Here is a 20,227-nt window from a genome sequence, read left to right on the forward strand (position 1 = left end):
GCGCCCCGAACAGACGGGCGCGGACATACGTGAGAATGGGCGGGTGACCTCAGCGACCAGAGAGCCCGAGACCCCCGCCGCCGCCCTCCCGATCCGGCTGATCGCCACCGACCTCGACGGCACACTGCTGCGCGACGACCAGTCGGTGTCCCCGCGCACGGTCGCCGCCCTGGCAGCCGCCGAGGCAGCGGGCGTCGAGGTCTTCTTCGTCACGGGCCGCCCGGCTCGCTGGATGGACGTCGTGAGCGAGCACGTCCACGGTCACGGCCTGGCGATCTGCGGCAATGGCGCGGCCGTGGTCGACCTGCACGGCGGCCCCGGTGCCCACCGCTTCGTGAAGGTGCGGGAACTGGCCAGGGACAACGCGCTGGACGCCGTACGCCTGCTGCGTGACGCGGCGCCGGGGACCGTGTACGCAGTGGAGCAGACGTACGGCTTTCACCAGGAGCCGGAGTATCCGAAGCTGCACATGGAGGTGCCGGACAACCGGGCGCCCGCCGAGAAGCTGCTGGCCCCGGGCGGGCCGAGCGACGGTGAGCCCGTGCTCAAGATCCTCGCCTTCCACCACACGATGGACCCCGACGTGTTCCTCGCCACCGCCCGGCTCGCGATCGGCGACCGTGCCACCGTCACCCGCTCCAGCCCCAGCGCCCTGCTGGAGATCAGCGGACCGGGTGTCTCCAAGGCGAGCACGCTGGCCCTGTCCTGCGCCGAGCGCGGCATCTCGTCCGAGGAGGTCGTCGCCTTCGGGGACATGCCGAACGACGTGGAGATGCTCACCTGGGCGGGCCGGTCGTACGCGATGGGCAACGCGCATCCCGATGTCCTCGCCGCGGCCTCGGGGCGGACCGCGCCCAACAACGAGGACGGGGTGGCCGTCGTGATCGAGCGGCTGCTCGCGGAACGACTCTGAGAGTGCCGCCGCACACGGGCCGCTCCTACAACGGCACCCCGCGCTCCGCCAGCCACGCCGCCGGGTCCACCCCCGACCCGAGTTCGGGGGTGACGCGTACCTCGAAGTGCAGGTGGGGGCCGGTCGAGTTGCCGGTCGTGCCGGTCTGGGCGATCCACTGGCCCGGAGTCACGCGTTGCCCCTGGTCGACGGTGACGGCGGCGAGGTGCGCGTACTGCGTGTAGTAGCCCCCGGCGTGCTCGATCACGATCTCGATGCCGAAGGCGCCTCCGCAGGACACCGACACCACCGTGCCGGCGCCGACCGCGCGCACCGGGGTGCCGATCGGTACCGCGAAGTCCTGCCCGGTGTGCCCGTTCGCCCACCGGTCGCCGCCGCTGCCGAAACTCGCGGAGAGCTCGTACGTCTCCACGGGCGTGACGTACTCCGGCATGGCCTTGGGGTCCGGCTGGTCGAGCCGGACGGCGCCCCGGCACGAGCCCGCAGCCACCGAGGCGTCGGCCCGGCCCTGCAGCGTCCAGCGGGCCTCTTCGAGCTTCGCCTCGATCGAGCGCTTCAGCTCGGCGAGTTCGCCCTTCCTCCGCTCCAGCGTCTGCCACTGCGCCGCCGCCTTCGCCTTGTCCGCGGCGAGCCGGGCCTCCGCGCGCCGGCTCTTGCCGATCGCGTTGTTGACGGCGAGATCGGCCTGCCACACAGCTCGCTGACCACGCATCAGCTCATCGGGGCTGTCCGCGAGCAGCAGCTGCGCGGTGAACGGCAGGCCGCCTCCGCTGCGGTACTGGCCGCGTGCGATCCGGCCCAGGTCCTCGTGCAGGACGGCGATGTCGCGCCGTTCGCGGGTGAGGAGTTCCTCGTACCTTCGGGCTTTGACCCCCTCCACCTCGGCCTCGCGCCGTCCGGCCTCGTACTGCCGCGTCACCACGGCGGCATCCGCGTACAGCCGGGTCACCTCGGTGCTGAGACCCGAGTCCGTACCGGAGTCCGGTCCGGGGTCCGTGCCGTCGCCCGAAGCCGCCGCGGGCCGGGGGACGAGGACCGCGAGCGCGCACAGGAGCGCCGGAACGAGCAACGGATGGCGGCGACGTGATCCCATGTCAGCGATCGTGTACCGCAAACCGGGCCCGGCGCCTGTTCAAGTCGTACGCCTGGGGGACCCGTTGCCACGAAAGGCCCACAAGAAGGGTTGTGACGGGCTCAGTACGGTGCCTGCCACACCACCGTCGTGCCGCCGCCGGCCGGGCCGTTGCCGGGTCCGTGACCGCTGTCGCCGCCCAGCGACTCGGCGCGCCGTTTCAGGTTTCTGAGGCCGCTGCGCCGGCCGCCCTCGGGGATGCCGACACCGTCGTCGGCGACGGTCAGCCGGACGCCCGGCCGGCCGTCCGGCAGGGTCGCGTTCGCGTCGACCATGACATCGATGCGGGACGCCCCGGCATGGCGGAAGGCGTTGGACAGTCCCTCACGAAGGGCGGCGACGAGGTTTTTGCCGGTCAGCTCACCGACATCGGTGTCGACCGGTCCGACCATCCGGAGCGAGGGCTGGAAGCCGAGCGCCACGGCGGCCATGTGGATCTCCCGCTCCACCCGTGTGGACAGCTCGGACGGGATCTCCCCGGGGTCGTCCTGGAGCGCGAAGATCGCCGTGCGGATCTCCTGGATGGTGACGTCGAGTTCGTCGACGGCCCTGCCGACGCCGTCTCGTACCTCGGGCGCGACCGGCCCGCGCTGGGCGCTCTCCAGCATCATCCCGGTGGCGAACAGCCGCTGGATGACGAGGTCGTGCAGGTCACGGGCGATCCGGTCGCGGTCCTCGTACACCGCGAGCCGTTCCCGGTCGCGCTGGGCCTCGGCCATCATCAGCGCGAGCGCGGCCTGTGCGGCGAACTGGACGGCGAGTGCGCGCTCCGTCTCCGTGAACGCGCGCTCTCCCCGCGCGCGGGGCATGGCGAGGCTGCCGACGACGCGGCCGTCGCTCTGCAGGGGCAGCAGCATGGTGGGCCCGTAGTCGCCGGTGAGGCCGTTGCCGATGGCCAGCCGGGGGTCGGTGGTCGCGTCGGATACGAACACCGGCTCGCCGTCGAGGAGTTCGGCGACGATCTCGCTCTCCGGCGGGAGGATCACGCCGAGCGCGTCGGACGGGCTTTCCGCGTCCACGGCGACGATCTCCAGACCGCCCGCGTCGGCCGGCAGCAGCACGATCCCGGCCACGGCTCCGGAAAGCCGGCGTGCCTGTTCGGCGACGATCCGCAGCGAGGCACCGATGTCACCGCCCGAGAGCAGCGCGGTCGTCACGGCCACGGAACCGTCGATCCAGCGCTCGCGCTGCCGGGCGGCCTCGTACAGGCGGGCGTTGCCGATGGCGATGCCCGCCTCGGTGGCCAGCACCCGCACCAGGGTCAGGTCGTGCTCGGTGTAGGGCCCTCCGCCGCGCTTGGCACCCAGGTACAGGTTCCCGAAGACCTCGCCGTGCACCCGGATCGGCTCGACCCGCCGGACGCTCTCCTCGTCGACGCCGTGGTGAACGAGGTCGGTGAAGCCCGTGCCGTCCTCGGTGAGGACCCTGATGGCCACATGCCCGGCGTCCACCAGGGCAGTGGCCGTCGCACAGATCCGCTCCAGCGTGGCATGCGGCCCGAGCCCGCTCCCGACGGCCCGCATTGCTTCCAGCAACTGCGGCACGCACGGCTCGGGGCGAAGCGGTAGGTCGGACACCCCACGAGCCTAATTAGTGCCCTTTGTCCGCGAAAGTCGAGTCACCGCGCCCCCTGACGAGCAGGGGCTCAACGCGCGCTGCCGCTGCCCATGCCAGTTGCTCGGCCTCCGCTTCCCGCTCCGCCATCCCCCGCAGCGGCCCCTCGACGGCGACCAGCTCCGCGAACGTCCCGCGCTGCACGACCTGCCCGCCGTCCAGCACGATCACCTCGTCCACGGCGTCGAGACCGGCCAGCCGGTGGGTGATGAGCAGCGTCGTACGGCCCTCGGTCGCGGCCAGCAGATCGGCGGTGAGCGCGTCGGCGGTCGGCAGGTCGAGGTGTTCGGCGGGCTCGTCGAGCACGAGCACCGGGAAGTCGGCGAGCAGCGCCCGGGCGAGCGCCAGCCGCTGCCGCTGTCCGCCGGACAACCGCGCCCCGTGCTCGCCGACCAGCGTGTCGAGGCCGTCGGGCAGCGACTCGGCCCAGTCCAGCAGCCGGGCCCGCGCGAGGGCGCTCCGCAGGTCGTCCTCGGTCGCGTCCTTCCTCGCCAGCAGCAGGTTCTCGCGCACGGAGCTGTCGAAGAGGTGGGCGTCCTGGGCGCACAGCCCGATCAGTCGCCGTACGTCGTCGCCGTCCAGCGCGTACGCGTCCACGCCGCCCAGCGTGTAGGAGCCGGCGTCCGCGTCCAGGAACCGCAGGAGCACCTGGGCGAGCGTCGTCTTGCCGGACCCGGACGGACCGACGACGGCGACCCTGCGCCCTTCGTCGAGGGTGAGGTCGAGGCGGCCGAGGGCGTCCCGGTCCTGTCCGGCATGGCGGGCGGCCAGCTCCCTGACGACGACAGGGAACGGCGACAGCGGCGCGGGGAGCGGCTCTGAGGGTTCGCTTACGGGCTCGGGCGCGTCCAGGACCTCGTACACGCGCTCGGCGCTCCTGCGCACCCGCTGCCGGTACCGCACGGCGAGGGGCAGCCCGAGGACGGCTTCGAAGGCGGCCAGCGGAGTGAGGACGACAACGGCCATCACCATTCCGTCGAGCCGCCCGTCGGCGACTGCCTGGGCGCCGACGAGGGCGGTGGCCGCGACCGTCAGTCCGGACAGCAGCGCGGTGAGCCCGTCGCCGAGGGCGGTCGCGGTGGCCGCGCGCGAGGCGATCCCGGTGAGCACCGAGTCGGCCCGCCGTACCTGCTCGGTACGTCCGTTCAGGGCGCCTGCGACCGTCGACTCGGCGGTGCCGGTGAGCAGGTCGGCCACATGCGTGGCGAGTGCCCCGCGGGCCGGGGCGAGCCGGCGTTCCGCACGCCGTGCCACGGCACTGGTCACGAGGGGGACGCCGACGCCGGCGGCGAGGAGCCCGGCGGCGAGGACGGCCCCGGCCTCCGGCAGCAGCCACGCCGTGAACCCGACGGAGGCGGCCGAGACGACGAGGGCGGCCCCGGCGGGCAGCAGCCAGCGCAGCCAGTAGTCCTGGAGGGCGTCCACATCGGCCACGAGCCGCGACAGCAGGTCACCGCGCCTGGTCGTCCGCAGTCCGGCGGGCGCCAGCCTCTCCAGGCGTCGGTAGACGGCCACCCGGGTGTCGGCCAGCATCCGCAGCACGGCGTCGTGCGACACCAGCCGCTCGGCGTACCGGAAGACGGCCCGCCCGATCCCGAAGGCCCGCGTGCCCGTCACGGCGACCATCAGATACAGCACGGGCGGCTGCTGCGAGGCGCGCGAGATGAGCCACCCCGAGGTCGCCATGAGCCCGACGGCACTGCCGAGCGCGAGACTCCCGAGCAGCAGCGCGAGTCCGAGCCGCCCGCGCCTGGCCCCGGACATGGCCCGCACCCGTGCGAGCACACCATGTCGCCCGGTGGGAGCGCCGGGCACGAGCACTTCCTCGTCGAGCACGGGGAGCAGGGCACTCCGCGGACCGTCCACGAGGAGTCCGTCGCCGCCGAGGGAACCGCCGGCCTGCTCGTGACCAGGCAGCTGAGCCGAGTGCACGGCCTCCGCCAGCCGCACCACCCGGTCGGCCACCCCCAGCAGCGCCGGTCGGTGCACGACCAGCAGCACCGTCCGTCCGACGGCAAGGCGCCGCACGGCCGCGACGACCTCGGCCTCGCTCTCGCCGTCCAGCGCGGCCGTCGGCTCGTCGAGCAGCAGCACAGGCCGGTCCGCGAGGAACGCCCGGGCCAGCGCGAGCCGTTGCCGCTGCCCGGCGGAGAGTCCGGCCCCCTCCTCACCGAGCACCGCGTGAACACCCTCCGGCAGCGCGTCCACGAACTCCAGCGCTCCGGCGTCGGCGAGTGCCCGCCGTACGGCGGTGTCGTCGGCGTCGGGCCGGGCCAGCCGTACGTTCTCCGCGATCGACCCGGCGAACAGATGAGGCCGCTGGGGCACCCAGGCCACCCGCGAACGCCACTCCTCCAGGTCGAGACCGGCGAGGTCGGCGCCCCCGACCGACACACGTCCTTCCGTCGGCCGGACGAACCCGAGGAGCGCGTGCAGCAGCGTCGACTTGCCCACACCGCTCGGCCCGACGAGCGCGACCGTCTCGCCGGCCCCGACAGCGAAGGAGACGTCCGCCACCGCGTCCACCGAGCGCCCGGGATACCTGACCGTGACGCCGCCGAAGGCCACCCCGCCCATCGGCACCGCCCCGGTCCCGGACTCCGGCACCGGCGTCTCCAGCACGGCGAAGATCTCCTCGGCCGCGGCGAGCCCCTCCGCCGCCGCGTGGAACTGGGCGCCCACCTGTCGCAGCGGCAGATACGCCTCCGGCGCGAGGATGAGAATGACGAGCCCGATGTACAGGTCCATCTCGCCGTGCACGAGCCGCATACCGATGGTCACCGCGACCAGCGCCACGGACAGTGTCGCCAGGAGCTCCAGCGCGAAGGACGAGATGAAGGCGATCCGCAGGGTCCCCATCGTGGCCTGCCGGTACTCGCCGGTGATCCGCCGGATCGACTCGGCCTGCGCCTTGGCCCGGCCGAACACCTTCAGGGTCGGCAGCCCCGCCACGACATCGAGGAAGTGGCCCGACAGCCGGGACAGCAGCCGCCACTGTCGGTCCATCCGGGCCTGCGTGGCCCAGCCGATCAGCATCATGAAGACCGGAATGAGCGGCAGGGTACCGACGATGATCGCGGCGGACACCCAGTCCTCGGTGACGATCCGTGCCAGCACAGCCACGGGCACCACCACCGCGAGCCCCAGCTGCGGCAGATAGCGCGAGAAGTAGTCGTCGAGCGCGTCCACTCCCCGCGTGGCGAGGGCGACCAGCGACCCGGTCCGCTGCCCGCTCAGCCACCCGGGGCCGAGCGCGACGGCCTGCTCCAGCAACCGCCCGCGGAGCTCCGACTTCACCGCGGCGCTTGTCCGGTGGGCGGCCAGCTCGGTGAGCCAGGAGACCACCGCCCGGCCACTGGCGACGGCCACCAGCAGCAGAAGGGGCGTACGGAGTTCAGTGACCGACAGTCCGTGCTGGAAGGCGCCGACCACCACCTCGGCGATGAGCATGGCCTGCGCGATGACCAGCCCCGCGCCGACGACACCGAGGCCGACGACCGCGAGCAGGAATCGGCGCGTGGCACCGGCGTACCGGAGGAGCCGCGGATCGATTGGTTTCACGTGAAACATGCCCTTCGGTCCAGAGGTGGTTTCGCGATGTTTCACGTGAAACATCGCGAAACCACTCCCGCAGACAGCGACAACCCTGCAGGCAGAGACGACTCAGTGCGCGGCGTCGGCGAGGTGCTGCGTGCCGATCCGCTTGCGGAACACCCAGTACGTCCAGCCCTGGTAGAGCAGGACCATGGGGGTCGCGATCCCCGCACACCACGTCATGATCTTCAGCGTGTACGGACTCGACGAGGCGTTGGTGACCGTGAGGTTCCAGTCCGCGTTGAGCGAGGACGGCATGACGTTCGGGAAGAGCGTCAGGAACAGCATCGCGACGGCGGCCACGATGGTGACGCCGGAGAACGCGAACGCCCAGCCCTCCCGCCCCTTCCATGCCGCCCACAGCGCGGCGACGAGCGCGAGCACAGCCACGATCGCCGCGGCCAGGGAGCCCCCGTCGCCCTTGTCGGCCTGGGTCCAGGTCAGGAACGCGAGCGCGACGACAGCGGTCACGAGTCCGACGCGAACGGCCAGCTTCCGCGCCCGCTCCCGGATGTCCCCCACGGTCTTGAGACCGACGAACACCGTGCCGTGGAAGGTGAACAGCGACAGGGTGACCAGCCCGCCGAGCAGGGCGTACGGGTTGAGCAGGTCGGCGAGGCTGCCGACGTACTCGAAGTCCGCGTCGATCTTCACCCCGCGGGTGATGTTGGCGAAGGCCACGCCCCAGAGGAACGCCGGGAGGAGCGAGGTCCAGAAGATCGCCGTCTCCCAGTTGCGCTGCCAGTTCTCCTCGGGCCGCTTCACGCGGTACTCGAAGGCGACGCCCCGCACGATCAGGCAGACCAGGATGAGCAGCAGCGGCAGATAGAAGCCGGAGAAGAGGGTGGCGTACCACTCGGGGAAGGCGGCGAAGGTCGCGCCGCCCGCCGAGAGCAGCCACACCTCGTTGCCGTCCCAGACGGGTCCGATGGTGTTGATGAGGACCCGCTTCTCGGCCCGGTCACGGGCGAGCAGCTTGGTGAGGACGCCGACCCCGAAGTCGAAGCCCTCCAGGAAGAAGTAGCCGGTCCACAGGACGGCGATGAGGACGAACCAGACGTCGTGAAGTTCCATGGCGATTCCAGCTCCCTGGGCCTAGTAGGAGAAGGCCATCGGCTTGTCGGCGTCCTGCGGGTCGCCGCCGATCTTCGTGGGCGGGTTGAGGTCGGCCTCGGTCAGTTCGGGCGGGCCCGCCTTGACGTACTTCACGAGGAGCTTGACCTCGATGACGGCGAGAATCGCGTAGAGCGAGGTGAAGACGATCATCGAGGTGAGGATCTCCCACTGCGAGACCCCGGGGGAGACCGCGTCCCGGGTCTGGAAGATGCCGTACACGACCCATGGCTGGCGGCCCATCTCGGTGAAGATCCAGCCCCAGGAACTGGCGATCAGCGGGAAGCCAAGGGTGAGGATCGCGATGCGCCAGTACCACTTGGTGAGCGTCGGGCCGAGTGCCTTGCCGGGCAGCAGCGACAGATGCGGCACCTCGTCGTCGCCGACGCGCAGGTGCTGCGGCAGCATGAACTTCTTGCGGGTCAGCCAGAGTCCGGCCAGCCCGATCGCGAACGACGTCATACCGAAGCCGATCATCCAGCGGAAGCCCCAGTAGGCGACCGGGATGTTGGGCCGGTAGTCGCCGGGCCCGAACTTCTCCTGCTCGGCCTTGTTGACGTCGTTGATGCCGGGGACGTAGGAGCTGAAGTCGTCGTTGGCGAGGAAGGACAGCAGGCCAGGGATCTCGATGGCGACCTTGTTGTGGCCGGCCTCGACGTCGCCGTAGGCGAAGACGGAGAAGGGCGCGGGCGCCTCGCCGTCCCAGAGGGCTTCGGCGGCGGCCATCTTCATCGGCTGCTGCTTGAACATGACCTTGCCGAGGAAGTCACCGCTGACGGCGGTGAGCAGACCGCCGATGACGACGGTGACCAGGCCGAGCCGCAGCGAGGTCTTCATCACCTCGATGTGCTTGCCGCGCGTCAGATGGAAGGCGGCTATGCCGACCATGAAGGCGCCACCGGTGAGGAAGGCCGCGGAAAGGGTGTGGAAGACCTGGGTCAGCGCGGTGTTCTGGGTGAGGACCAGCCAGAAGTCGGTGAGTTCGGCGCGCCCCTTCTGCTCGTTGATCCGGTAGCCGACGGGGTGCTGCATCCAGGAGTTGGCCGCGAGGATGAAGTACGCCGACAGGATCGTGCCGATCGAGACCATCCAGATGCAGGCCAGGTGGATCCTCTTCGGCAGCTTGTCCCAGCCGAAGATCCACAGCCCGATGAAGGTGGACTCGAAGAAGAAGGCGATCAGTGCCTCGAAGGCGAGCGGGGCACCAAAGACATCGCCGACAAAGCGTGAGTAGTCGGACCAGTTCATGCCGAACTGGAACTCCTGCACGATGCCGGTGACGACACCCATGGCGATGTTGATCAGGAAGAGCTTGCCCCAGAACTTGGTGGCCCTGAGGTACTTCTCCTTCTCCGTGCGGACCCAGGCGGTCTGCAGGCCGGCGGTGAGCGCGGCGAGGGAGATCGTCAGCGGGACGAACAGGAAGTGGTAGACGGTGGTGATGCCGAACTGCCATCGGGCCAGAGTCTCCGGCGCCAGGGCGATGTCCACATCTCCTCCTTACGAGCTTACGAGCCTTGATCATTGCGGCGGTCCGTCCCCCGTCGCCGAACCGCACGAGAGGGACAAACGGGATGCGCTTGTGAACGCGTTCACATTCACAAGCAATTATGGCGCATGTCCGTTCTATGCGGGAGACGCGGGGTCCCCCCTCGGCCTCCAACCGCCCCGGAGGCCGCGATTCAGGGCCTCCCGGGCAGCAAAACGGCACGTCACCCGCAGTGAGTGACGTGCCGCACATGTTCGCCGGACAGGCTCCGAAGCCGCCCTGGAACCCCCTTGTCCTGGAACTCCGCGCCCTAGAGCTCCTTGTGGAACATCTCCGCCGTCTTCAGGAAGACGTCGTTCGCCTCGGCCTCGCCGATCGTCACGCGAACCCCTTCACCGGGGAACGGCCGTACGACCACTCCGGCCCGCTCGCACACCGCCGCGAAGTCCACGGTGCGCTCCCCCAGCCGCAGCCACACGAAGTTCGCCTGCGTCTCGGGCACCGTCCAGCCCTGGCCGCGCAGACCGTCGACCACCCGCGTGCGCTCGGACACCAGCGAACCGACCCGCCCGAACAGCGCGTCCTCGGCCCGCAGCGAGGCCACCGCCGCGTCCTGGGCGAGCTGGCTCACCCCGAACGGCACCGCCGTCTTGCGCAGCGCCGCCGCCACCGGCTCGTGGGCGATCGCGAATCCGATCCGGAGCCCGGCGAGGCCGTACGCCTTGGAGAAGGTCCGCAGCACACAGACGTTCGGCCGGTCACGGTAGAGCGTGACCCCGTCCGGCACCTCGATGTCGCGTACGAACTCCTTGTACGCCTCGTCGAGCACCACCAGCACGTCACTGGGCACCCGGTCCAGGAACCGCTCCAGCTCGGCCCGCCGTACGACCGTCCCCGTCGGGTTGTTGGGGTTGCACACGAAGATCAGCCGGGTCCGGTCGGTGATCGCGTCCGCCATCGCGTCGAGGTCGTGCACGTCCCCCGGCGTCAACGGGACCTTGACCGACGTGGCGCCACTGATCTGCGTGATGATCGGATAGGCCTCGAAGGACCGCCAGGCGTAGATCACCTCGTCCCCGGGCCCGCTGGTGGACTGGATCAGCTGCTGCGCGACACCGACCGATCCGGTGCCGGTGGCGACGTGGGAGACCGGCACGGCGAAACGTTCGGCCAACTCGTTCATGAGCTCCGTACAGGCCATGTCCGGGTAGCGGTTGAAGGCCCCTGCCGCGGCCGTCACGCTCTCCAGCACACCGGGCAGCGGCGGGTACGGGTTCTCGTTCGAGGACAGCTTGTAGGCCACCGGACCGTCGGTCGCGGCCGGCCTGCCCGGCTTGTAGGTGGGGATACCCTCCAGCTCGGCGCGCAGCTTGGGGCTCGTCTCGCTCACCGCAGTCCTCCTCGTGACCACCACCGGCTCAGCACGGCCACCCGCTGCCGGTTACCGGGTACCAATGCTTCTCACCTTATGAGGATTCGGCGTCCCTGCGTACGGGTCGGTCATGATCCGGGAGCGGTCGGCGCACCGCGTGCACCCACCCTCGACCGTCCCACCTGCCCCGCCTGCCCCATGGGCATCGGGGGTATCACCGTACAAAATTGTATGAATCGGGGGGCGCATCGCGCTTTTCGGCACGCGCCGGTGGCTCACGCCGTGGCGCGCATCCCTCGAAGAGGTGAGTTGAGACCTCTTCGAAACATCGGTCACTTGGCAGGCCTGTGCGCGCCGACAAGTCCGATAGGGCAGTAATATCGCTCAACTGACTTTCTTTCTAAGGTAGTTGCTTGCCTTTGACCATGCAGAAACGTGCCTGTCAACGGCTGCATATGCGTCCGCACTACCCCACCGCATGAGCCCTACTATCGGCTCGCCATGACAGCAGCAGGGAAGCACCAGGTGAGCCGCGCGGAGACAACCCGACGAGGCAGTCGGCCGGGCCGGGCAGGCATCAGAGACGTGGCTGCCGCCGCCGGCGTCTCGATCACGACCGTCTCAGACGCCCTCAACGGAAAGGGCCGGCTCCCGGACGCCACCCGCCGCCATGTCCGTGAGGTCGCGGACCGGCTGGGCTACCGCCCGTCGGCCGCGGCCCGAACCCTCCGTACCGGCAAGTCCGGACTGATCGGTCTGACCGTGACGACGTACGGGGATGAACCTTTCACCTTCACCGAGTTCGCGTACTTCGCGGAGATGGCGAGGGCCGCCACGTCGGCCGCGCTCGCCCGGGGCTACGCCCTGGTCATCCTCCCCGCGACCTCGCGCCACGACGTATGGTCGAACGTCGCCCTGGACGGCACGGTCGTCATCGACCCGTCGGACCAGGACCCGGTGGTCAGCGAACTCGTCCGCCAGGGACTGCCCGTCGTCTCCGACGGCCGCCCGGCCGGCTCGCTCCCGGTCACCGCGTGGGTCGACAACGACCACGAGGCGGCGGTCCTGGGCATCCTCGACCACCTGGCCGCCGCCGGCGCCCGCCGCATCGGCCTGCTGACGGGAACCTCCACCGACACGTACACCCACCTCTCGACCACGGCGTACCTGCACTGGTGCGAGCGGGTCGGCCAGGACCCGGTGTACGAGTCCTACCCGGCCCACGACCCGTGTGCGGGCGCCCTGGCCGCCGATCGGCTGCTGGCCCGCCCGGACCGCCCGGACGCCGTCTACGGCCTCTTCGACCCGAACGGCACCGACCTGCTGGCCGCGGCCCGGCGCTACGGCCTGCGCGTCCCGGACGACCTCCTGCTGGTCTGCTGCAGCGAGTCCACGGTGTACGCCACCACGGAACCGCCGATCACCACGCTCTCCCTGAAGCCACGCCGCATCGGCACGGCGGTCGTCCAGCTCCTGATCGACGCCATCGAGAACGTCGACTCGGACCTGCCGGTCGAGCAGGTGATACCGACCGAACTGATCGTGCGGACGTCCTCGCAGCGCCGTCCGCCGCGCACGACGGTCAGTCCGCCGCGGTCGCCCGAGGAAGGGTGACCCGGGGGCGGTGGTGAGGGGCGGGGACGTGGGCTTGTGCGGGGCGGGCTCCCGGAGAGCGGGGCCGTACGAGGGGTCGGCCCCGTAGGGGAAACGGGAGCCCGGCCCCGTTCAGGAAGGCGGGGCACCGGTGTCGGGACAGTTCACGGGCGCCGGTGTCATGATCGTACGAAGCGTTCGATGTCCAAGGTTCGAAGCAAGGTACGAAGCAGGGAGTCCGGGGCGGGCCCGTAGGGGAAAGCCCTTCCGAATCGGGGCGAAAGCCGCGGTGAACTGGGCTCGTTCGCTGATTCACCACCCCTGGGTCATCACATGGCGCGATCCGCATTCCTATGATGGGCCCACGACACCGCGGGCCGCTGCGACCAGGCAGTCCGATGCGGTGCAGATGCGGCGCGATGGTGGAGGGGTCGATGACTCAGGGGGCCGGTCAGGGACCCGAGGTGACGCGGACGGCGACGTTGCGCGACTTCCGGGTGCCCGCGTACGTCCATGAGGCCGGTCCGCACGCCGACGGCACGGTCCCCGGGGACATCGCCGTCGGCGCGGCCGACACCGACGTCCAGGAGACCGGGGAGAGCTCGCAGGCCCCGTCCGACGTGGAGGAACACCCCGACGGATACACACCGACCCAACGCGACCTGCCCGTGATCAACCGCGGTGACACGCTTCAGGTGACGGTCGATCCCGCAGCCCTGGCCGCCGAAGGGCCGGGACCTCTGTTCGTCGTCGGGGACGTCCACGGCTACATCGACGAACTGATCGGCGCCCTCCAGGAACAGGGCCTGATCGACAGCGCGGGCAACTGGTCCGCGGGCACCGCCCGGCTCTGGTTCCTCGGCGACTTCACCGACCGCGGTCCGGACGGCATCGGCGTCATCGACCTGGTCATGCGGCTGTCCGCCGAGGCAGCCGCTGCCGGCGGCTACTGCAAGGCCCTCATGGGCAACCACGAGCTGCTGCTGCTGGGCGCCAAGCGGTTCGGTGACACCCCCGTCAACTCCGGCGCGGGCACCGCCACCTTCCAGGCGGCCTGGTTGCTGAACGGCGGCCAGAAGACCGACATGGACCGGCTCCAGGACCACCACCTCCAGTGGATGGCCCGCCTCGACGCGATCGAGGAGGTAGACGGGCACCTGCTCGTGCACTCCGACACCACCGCCTACCTCGACTACGGCGACTCGATCGAGGCGGTCAACGACACCGTCCGCGAGACGATCACGCGCAACGACGCGGACGAGGTGTGGGATCTGTTCCGCAAGTTCACCAAGCGCTTCTCCTTCCGGGACGAGGGCGGAGTCGAGGCCGTCCGCTCCCTCCTCGATACGTACGGCGGCGCCCGCATCGTGCACGGCCACAGCCCCATCCCCTATCTGCTGGGCGATGTCGGCACCGAGGACGACGGTGAGGACAACTCCGGTCCGAACATCGAACATCCGCATGTCTACGCCGAGGGACTCGCCATCGCGATGGACGGCGGCGTGACCATGGCCGGAAAACTGCTGGTCCAGGAACTTCCGCTGGATCTCTGACGGGTATCCAGGCGTTTCCCTGGCAGCCGTCCTGCGACTACGAACCGCATTGGACGGGGAACAGTCACACGGTAATTTCTTCAAACCCCCTGTCACGGCGCGCCGTCGCCGCTCTACCATCGGCTTATCCGTAGCAGGCTCCCCTCCGTTTCTGCCCGACGGCTCGTCAGCATGCCGAGCCCCAAGCCCTACGGAGCATCGGGGGATGCACATGAACAGCGTTCCGCAGCACCTGCTGAACGAGGACCGCCAGGAATACGAGCGGATCCTCGATGAGGCGCTGCGCTCCGCCCCAGACCGCCCGGAACTGGCCGCCGTCGGTCAGCGTCTGAACCCCGAACAACTGCGCACGATGGCGCTCAACGCCACCGCGCTCATCACGGTCGCCGCGGCGAGCGAGTACCAGCACTACGTGAAGGTCCGCGACGAACTGCGCCACCCGGCGCCGTCCACCCCTTCCTCCGTCCATGGATCCGGCTCGAACGAGCCAGGCACAAGCGCGGTCGGGCTCGTCGCCGGCATGGGCGAGGCGGTCGCCGAGACCGCCGGAGCGGGCGCCGTCGCCGTCGTCGCGGTCCTGGCTCCCGTCCTTGCCGGCACGGCTGCGGCGATCTTCCTGCTCGTGGGCTACATCCTCAAGATGCTCGACCCCGAGCCGGCGTTCGCCCAGACCATGCTCACCACCGGATGGGTGTTCGGCGCGGTGACCGCGGCAGCGATACTCGTCGCCGCGATCGGCCTCCTCCTCACCGCCCTGCGCAACAGCCCGGAGGCGGAGGAGGACGGGGCATACGGCGAACTGACCGGGGAGGTCGCACAGGCCAGGGAGGCCTGGCGCGAGGCCCTGCTGGAGCGGGGCATCCTGCCGTTCCTCCGCGACGCCCTCGCCGACCCCGGTACGGCGGCCATGAACCGCAAACCGGCCCCGCAACCCACCATCAGCCGCATGCCCCAACTCGGTTACAACCGACCCGGCTTCAGCAGCCCTGAGGGCGACTCGACGACGAGCCACCGCCCCAGTTTTTCCAGCCCGGACTTCTCCAGCCCGGACTTCGGAGGCCCGGACCACCCGCCGGAGTGACCACCTGGGCCTCCGCCCGCACCAAAGAGGCCAGACAGAACGATCAAGGAACGGGGGTTCCTGCCTCTTCCGTTACCGCTCGCACAGAAACCCTCTGGCAGTCCCCTCAGCCATCCGTGACCGCCCGCGTCCCCGAGGTGCCCTGAGTACAACAACCCGGCACCCCGGAGACACGAACCGGCCCCAACCGGCACCCAGCCTGGAGTCAGTCGGCAATCGGCAGGTACACGCGATTACCGGCCGCCGCGAACTCCTTCGACTTCTGTGCCATGCCCTGCTCGATCTCCACCGGTGTACTGCCGTGCTCGCGGCGGATGTCGTGCGAGATCTTCATCGAGCAGAATTTCGGCCCACACATCGAGCAGAAGTGGGCCGTCTTGGCGGGCTCGGCCGGCAGCGTCTCATCGTGGAACTCCCGTGCTGTGTCCGGGTCGAGGGCCAGGTTGAACTGGTCCTCCCACCGGAACTCGAAGCGGGCGTCGGAGAGCGCGTCATCCCATTCCTGCGCACCTGGGTGCCCCTTGGCGAGGTCGGCTGCGTGGGCGGCGATCTTGTAGGTGATGACGCCGGTCTTGACGTCGTCACGATTGGGCAGACCCAAGTGCTCCTTGGGTGTGACATAGCAGAGCATGGCCGTGCCCCACCAGGCGATCATCGCGGCACCGATGCCGGAAGTGATGTGGTCGTACGCCGGCGCGACGTCCGTCGTCAGCGGGCCGAGCGTATAGAAAGGAGCTTCATCGCAGATCTCCTGCTGTAGGTCGATGTTCTCCTTGATCTTGTGCATCGGAACATGTCCCGGGCCTTCGATCATCGTCTGTACATGGAAACGCTTCGCGATCGTGTTGAGTTCCCCGAGCGTCCGCAACTCCGCGAACTGTGCCTGGTCGTTGGCGTCCGCGATCGATCCGGGCCGCAGACCGTCGCCGAGCGAGTACGTGACGTCGTACGCGGCGAGGATCTCGCACAGTTCTTCGAAGTTCTCGTACAGGAACGACTCCTTGTGGTGTGCCAGGCACCAGGCCGCCATGATCGATCCACCGCGCGAGACGATGCCCGTCTTGCGGTTCGCGGTGAGCGGTACGTACGCCAGGCGGACGCCCGCGTGCACCGTCATGTAGTCCACGCCCTGCTCGGCCTGTTCGACGACGGTGTCCTTGTAGATCTCCCAGGTCAGTTCCTCGGCCCGGCCGTCCACCTTCTCCAACGCCTGGTACAGCGGCACCGTGCCGATGGGAACGGGGGAGTTGCGCAGCACCCATTCGCGGGTGGTGTGGATGTTGCGGCCGGTGGAGAGGTCCATGACCGTGTCGGCGCCCCAGCGCGTCGCCCAGGTCATCTTCTCGACCTCCTCCTCGATGGAGGAAGTGACCGCCGAGTTGCCGATGTTGGCGTTGACCTTCACCAGGAACCGCTTACCGATGATCATCGGCTCGATCTCCGGGTGGTTGACGTTCGCGGGCAGTACAGCCCGCCCGGCGGCGATCTCCTCGCGGATCACCTCGGGATCGAGGTTCTCCCGGAGTGCCACGAACTCCATCTCGGGCGTGACCTCCCCGCGGCGGGCGTACGCGAGTTGCGTCACCGCCTGTCCGCTGCGGCTCCGGCGTGGCTGCCGGGGCCGTCCCGGGAACACCGCGTCGAGGTTCCTGAGGCCGCCGCGCGGCGAGGTGTGCTTGATCCCGTCGTCCTCCGGGCGGACGGGGCGGCCCGCGTACTCCTCGGTGTCGCCGCGGGCGATGATCCAGTTGTCGCGCAGAGGCGCCAACCCCCTGCGGACATCCGTGTCGACCTGAGGATCGGTGTACGGACCCGACGTGTCGTACAGAGTGACCGACTTTCCGTTGGTGAGGTGCACCTGACGGACCGGCACCCGCAGGTCGGGGCGCGAGCCGCCGACATACCCCTTGTGCCAGCCGACGGACTTCCCGACCTCCTGGGACTGTTCGCCCTGAATGGGCTGGTCGTCCTGGTCGGAGGCAGGCGTGCGTGTGTCCTTGATGGTCATGAGACCTACTCCCTACGCCGGCATTACCCGGTAACAGGTTCAGCGGTCGACGCAGCGGATTCCGTCTGCCGATGTTTCATGTGAAACATCACTCGTTCCACATGTTCCACGTGAAACATCGCTAAGACGGAGGTCAGCGCCCTCTCAGCCCGGTGCTCCGAGCTCCCGCGTGTGCAAAGGTGCCTCCACGCTAGCGTCAATTTGGGCGAGGTGAACAGAGGGCCCTTGCCGTTCTTGCGATGATCGGGCGGTGACCACGACGCAAGGACCCCCGTATCCGTCCTCCGAGCCCCCGCGCGGAAGCGGTGCCGGGCATGGCCCCGGGCCCGGCAGCGGCAACGGCGGCCCCGGCCAGGAGCGCGGGCTGCGGTCCGGCAACGGCCCCGGCGGCTCCGGTGGCGGGTCAGGGCCCGGAGCAGGAACAGGCGGAGCGACCGGAGGGAATCAGGGTCCCGGGTACGGGCCCGGTCGGAGGATCGATCGCGGCTACGGGCCCGGAGCGGGGGCGGGCCAGGGCGCCCGTCCTCGAACTGGTGACCCGGACCCAGGGTTCGGCGCCGAGGGGCCCGGGACCGGTCAGTTCGGCCCTCGTCCCGTGTCCGGTGGCACACGGGGTCCTGGCCCCGGAGCAGGTGACGGGCGCGAGCACGATCATGGAGCCGGCCCGGGACGGGACACCGGCCACGGGCACCATGGGCACGGGAACGGTCCCGGTGACGGGCACGGTGGTGGACCTGGCGGGGGTTCTGGCGGTGGGCACGGCCCCGAACCTGGTGGCGGGGGGCGTGGGGACGCGCCGGGTGACTCCCACGACCCCGACGGCAATGGCGGTCACTCGCACGGCCACAGTCACAGCCATGGTCCGGCCGCCCCTGTCTCAGTCCATCTGCGGAAGATCATCGGGGCGATTCTGATCCCCTTCGCCGCGGCGGTCGTGGTCGGGCTCGCGGTGCTGTGGCCCGGGGGTGCCCCGGCGCACGAGCGCACAGGCGTCGGTTTCGACCGGCAGACCCAGGAAGCCACGGTCACCAAGGTCGTCGCGGTGGACTGCAAGTCCGTCAACGCCTCGGGGGAGACCTCGACCGGCGACACGTCCACCGCCGAGGGCTCCTCAGCACAGCAACAGGCGACCGGCGACTGCAAGAAGGCGACGATCCGGGTCGACACCGGTGACGACAAGGGCCGTACGTTCACGGAGATCGTTCAGCCGGACCAGTCACGGCAGTTGCACCAGGACGAGAAGGTCGTGGTCGCATACGAGCCCTCGGCGCCGAAGGACCTGCAGTACTCGGTCGCCGATGTGAACCGCAGGTTCCCTATGGCCCTGCTGGCCGGCATCTTCGCGCTGGCCGTCGTGATCGTCGGACGCCTGCGCGGTGTGATGGCTCTGGTCGCCCTGGCCGTCAGCTTCATGGTCCTGACCTTCTTCATTCTGCCGGCGGTCCTCCAGGGTTCGAATCCGCTGCTCGTGGCGGTGATCGGAGCCAGCGCCATCATGCTGATCGCGCTCTACATGTGTCACGGTCTCTCGGCCCGTACGTCTGTGGCAGTGCTCGGCACCCTCATCTCTCTGGTGCTGATCGGCATCCTCGGCTCGCTGTTCATCGGCTGGGCCGCCCTGACCGGCAACACCGACGACAACACCGGCCTGATCCATGGCCTGTATCCGTCCATCGATATGAGCGGCCTGTTGCTCGCGGGCGTCATCATCGGTTCGCTCGGTGTCCTCGACGATGTGACGGTGACGCAGACATCGGCGGTCTGGGAACTCCACGAGGCGAACCCGACGATGGGATGGCGTGGGCTGTACCGCGCCGGCATCCGTATCGGCCGCGACCACATCGCGTCCGTCGTCAACACCCTCGTCCTCGCCTACGCGGGCGCCGCGCTGCCGCTGTTGCTGCTCTTCTCGATCGCGCAGAGCAGCGTCGGGGCCGTCGCCAACAGCGAACTCGTCGCGGCGGAGATCGTGCGGACCCTGGTGGGCTCGATCGGCCTGGTCGCGTCCGTGCCGGTGACCACGCTCCTGGCGGCCCTGATGGTCTCGGCCGACCGCCCGGGCACGGCACCGCTGACCGTCGGAGCGACGGCAGCAGCCGGACCGGGAACAGGAGCCGCGGCAGCCGGGGTGGCGCCCCAGGCGGTCCCGGCCCGCGCGGGGAAGGGCCGTCGCCGCAAGCACTGACGGACGCTGAGCCCCCTGTGGGGGTTCCGCGTCCGCGCCGAAGGACGGCTGCGCGTGAAGATGCCTCTGCAGGCTCTCCTCGCGCCAGGAGAAGCGTTACAGCACCGCCGGGGCCCCGTCGCGAACCCGCTCAGCCCGCGCTCTGTTCCTCGGCCAGAATGCGGTCCAGCGCCTCGTCGAGGTGGGCGTCGAAGTCGGCGAGGGAACGCTCCTGCCCCAGCGGCACGAGCTTGTCCGTGCGGTCGAGGAAGGCCACCAGCGGCGCCGCCCCGGAGCGGAACAGTGCCTGGTCGCCGCCGACTTGAAGCCGGATCAGCACCTCGCCGAGGACGTCGGTGTCGGCGGGCGCGATCCGCACATCTCCGTCCCCGCATGGCCGCCCGACGCCGTCGATCAGCAACTCCCGCCCGAAAGCCCAGGTCACAGGGGCGTCGCCAGGCAAATGGAACGTCAGCCGGACGGCATAGGGATCACAGGTCTCGTAGCGCAGCTCCACCGGAATGCGGAAGGAGAGCTCCTCCGAGACAAGAAAGCTCATCATGACTTCTGCCTGCACCGACTCGCGCATCGCCTAACCCCG

Annotated in this window: 13 protein-coding genes; 5 read left to right on the forward strand and 8 right to left on the reverse strand. The window is 69.8% G+C overall.

All coding sequences use genetic code 11. From position 1 onward, the window contains the following. The first annotated feature begins 43 nt into the window (after window positions 1-43). Window positions 44-913 carry a Cof-type HAD-IIB family hydrolase gene (locus tag QA861_RS22165; protein ID WP_334590042.1) on the forward strand — a complete coding sequence of 290 codons (870 nt, stop codon included), beginning with the start codon at window positions 44-46 and terminating at the stop codon, window positions 911-913. Between the two features lie 25 nt (window positions 914-938). Here QA861_RS22165 and QA861_RS22170 read toward each other — a convergent pair whose 3' ends face one another. The 6 genes from QA861_RS22170 to hisC all read right to left on the reverse strand — a co-directional run bounded on the left by QA861_RS22170 (window position 939) and on the right by hisC (window position 11,245). Further along, the gene (locus QA861_RS22170) at window positions 939-2,006 is read right to left on the reverse strand and encodes a peptidoglycan DD-metalloendopeptidase family protein (RefSeq protein ID WP_334590043.1); all 1,068 of its coding nucleotides are present in this window, start codon (window positions 2,004-2,006) and stop codon (window positions 939-941) included. Between the two features lie 101 nt (window positions 2,007-2,107). Further along, window positions 2,108-3,568, reverse strand: coding sequence for a sensor histidine kinase (locus tag QA861_RS22175; protein ID WP_334590656.1), 1,461 nt, complete (start codon window positions 3,566-3,568; stop codon window positions 2,108-2,110). Window positions 3,569-3,635: 67 nt separating this feature from the next. Beyond that, complete coding sequence (cydD, locus tag QA861_RS22180; protein WP_334590044.1) at window positions 3,636-7,229, reverse strand: thiol reductant ABC exporter subunit CydD; 3,594 nt, start codon at window positions 7,227-7,229, stop codon at window positions 3,636-3,638. 93 nt (window positions 7,230-7,322) lie between these two features. Beyond that, the gene (gene cydB, locus QA861_RS22185) at window positions 7,323-8,327 is read right to left on the reverse strand and encodes a cytochrome d ubiquinol oxidase subunit II (protein WP_334590045.1); all 1,005 of its coding nucleotides are present in this window, start codon (window positions 8,325-8,327) and stop codon (window positions 7,323-7,325) included. Between the two features lie 21 nt (window positions 8,328-8,348). Beyond that, window positions 8,349-9,857 (reverse strand): cytochrome ubiquinol oxidase subunit I, encoded by a 1,509-nt coding sequence (locus QA861_RS22190; protein WP_334590046.1) that lies wholly within the window; start codon window positions 9,855-9,857, stop codon window positions 8,349-8,351. 308 nt (window positions 9,858-10,165) lie between these two features. Continuing rightward, complete coding sequence (hisC, locus tag QA861_RS22195) at window positions 10,166-11,245, reverse strand: histidinol-phosphate transaminase (protein ID WP_334590047.1); 1,080 nt, start codon at window positions 11,243-11,245, stop codon at window positions 10,166-10,168. Between the two features lie 483 nt (window positions 11,246-11,728). Between hisC and QA861_RS22200 the strand changes: the two genes are divergently transcribed. The 3 genes from QA861_RS22200 to QA861_RS22210 all read left to right on the forward strand — a co-directional run bounded on the left by QA861_RS22200 (window position 11,729) and on the right by QA861_RS22210 (window position 15,454). Further along, window positions 11,729-12,841 (forward strand): LacI family DNA-binding transcriptional regulator, encoded by a 1,113-nt coding sequence (locus QA861_RS22200; RefSeq protein WP_334590048.1) that lies wholly within the window; start codon window positions 11,729-11,731, stop codon window positions 12,839-12,841. A 413-nt stretch (window positions 12,842-13,254) separates the two neighbouring features. Then, entirely contained in the window at window positions 13,255-14,373 is a 1,119-nt protein-coding gene (locus tag QA861_RS22205) for a metallophosphoesterase (RefSeq protein ID WP_443041525.1), read from the forward strand. 205 nt (window positions 14,374-14,578) lie between these two features. After that, the gene (locus tag QA861_RS22210) at window positions 14,579-15,454 is read left to right on the forward strand and encodes a hypothetical protein (RefSeq protein WP_334590050.1); all 876 of its coding nucleotides are present in this window, start codon (window positions 14,579-14,581) and stop codon (window positions 15,452-15,454) included. A 205-nt stretch (window positions 15,455-15,659) separates the two neighbouring features. On the opposite strand, the gene thiC is transcribed toward QA861_RS22210, so the two are convergent. Beyond that, window positions 15,660-17,462 (reverse strand): phosphomethylpyrimidine synthase ThiC, encoded by a 1,803-nt coding sequence (thiC, locus tag QA861_RS22215; protein WP_334590051.1) that lies wholly within the window; start codon window positions 17,460-17,462, stop codon window positions 15,660-15,662. A gap of 595 nt (window positions 17,463-18,057) precedes the next feature. On the opposite strand from thiC, the gene QA861_RS22220 reads away from it, so the two are divergent. Beyond that, on the forward strand, window positions 18,058-19,647 hold the full coding sequence (locus QA861_RS22220) for a YibE/F family protein (RefSeq protein ID WP_334590052.1): 1,590 nt from the start codon (window positions 18,058-18,060) through the stop codon (window positions 19,645-19,647). Window positions 19,648-19,777: 130 nt separating this feature from the next. Here the strand turns inward: QA861_RS22220 and QA861_RS22225 are convergent, their stop codons facing one another. After that, window positions 19,778-20,215, reverse strand: a complete 438-nt coding sequence (locus QA861_RS22225; protein WP_006373803.1) for an SsgA family sporulation/cell division regulator — start codon at window positions 20,213-20,215, stop codon at window positions 19,778-19,780. Window positions 20,216-20,227 lie beyond the last annotated feature (12 nt).

It is taken from the genome of Streptomyces sp. B21-083 (genome assembly GCF_036898825.1).
Lineage (GTDB): Bacteria > Actinomycetota > Actinomycetes > Streptomycetales > Streptomycetaceae > Streptomyces.

Coding starts and splice junctions, on each gene's coding strand:
- thiC (WP_334590051.1), bottom strand. CDS start 17,462: ATGACCATCAAGGACACACGCACGCCTGCCTCCGACCAGGACGACCAG.
- QA861_RS22210 (WP_334590050.1), top strand. CDS start 14,579: ATGCACATGAACAGCGTTCCGCAGCACCTGCTGAACGAGGACCGCCAG.
- QA861_RS22205 (WP_443041525.1), top strand. CDS start 13,255: ATGACTCAGGGGGCCGGTCAGGGACCCGAGGTGACGCGGACGGCGACG.
- QA861_RS22170 (WP_334590043.1), bottom strand. CDS start 2,006: ATGGGATCACGTCGCCGCCATCCGTTGCTCGTTCCGGCGCTCCTGTGC.
- QA861_RS22225 (WP_006373803.1), bottom strand. CDS start 20,215: ATGCGCGAGTCGGTGCAGGCAGAAGTCATGATGAGCTTTCTTGTCTCG.
- QA861_RS22200 (WP_334590048.1), top strand. CDS start 11,729: ATGACAGCAGCAGGGAAGCACCAGGTGAGCCGCGCGGAGACAACCCGA.
- cydD (WP_334590044.1), bottom strand. CDS start 7,229: ATGTTTCACGTGAAACCAATCGATCCGCGGCTCCTCCGGTACGCCGGT.
- cydB (WP_334590045.1), bottom strand. CDS start 8,327: ATGGAACTTCACGACGTCTGGTTCGTCCTCATCGCCGTCCTGTGGACC.
- QA861_RS22175 (WP_334590656.1), bottom strand. CDS start 3,568: ATGCGGGCCGTCGGGAGCGGGCTCGGGCCGCATGCCACGCTGGAGCGG.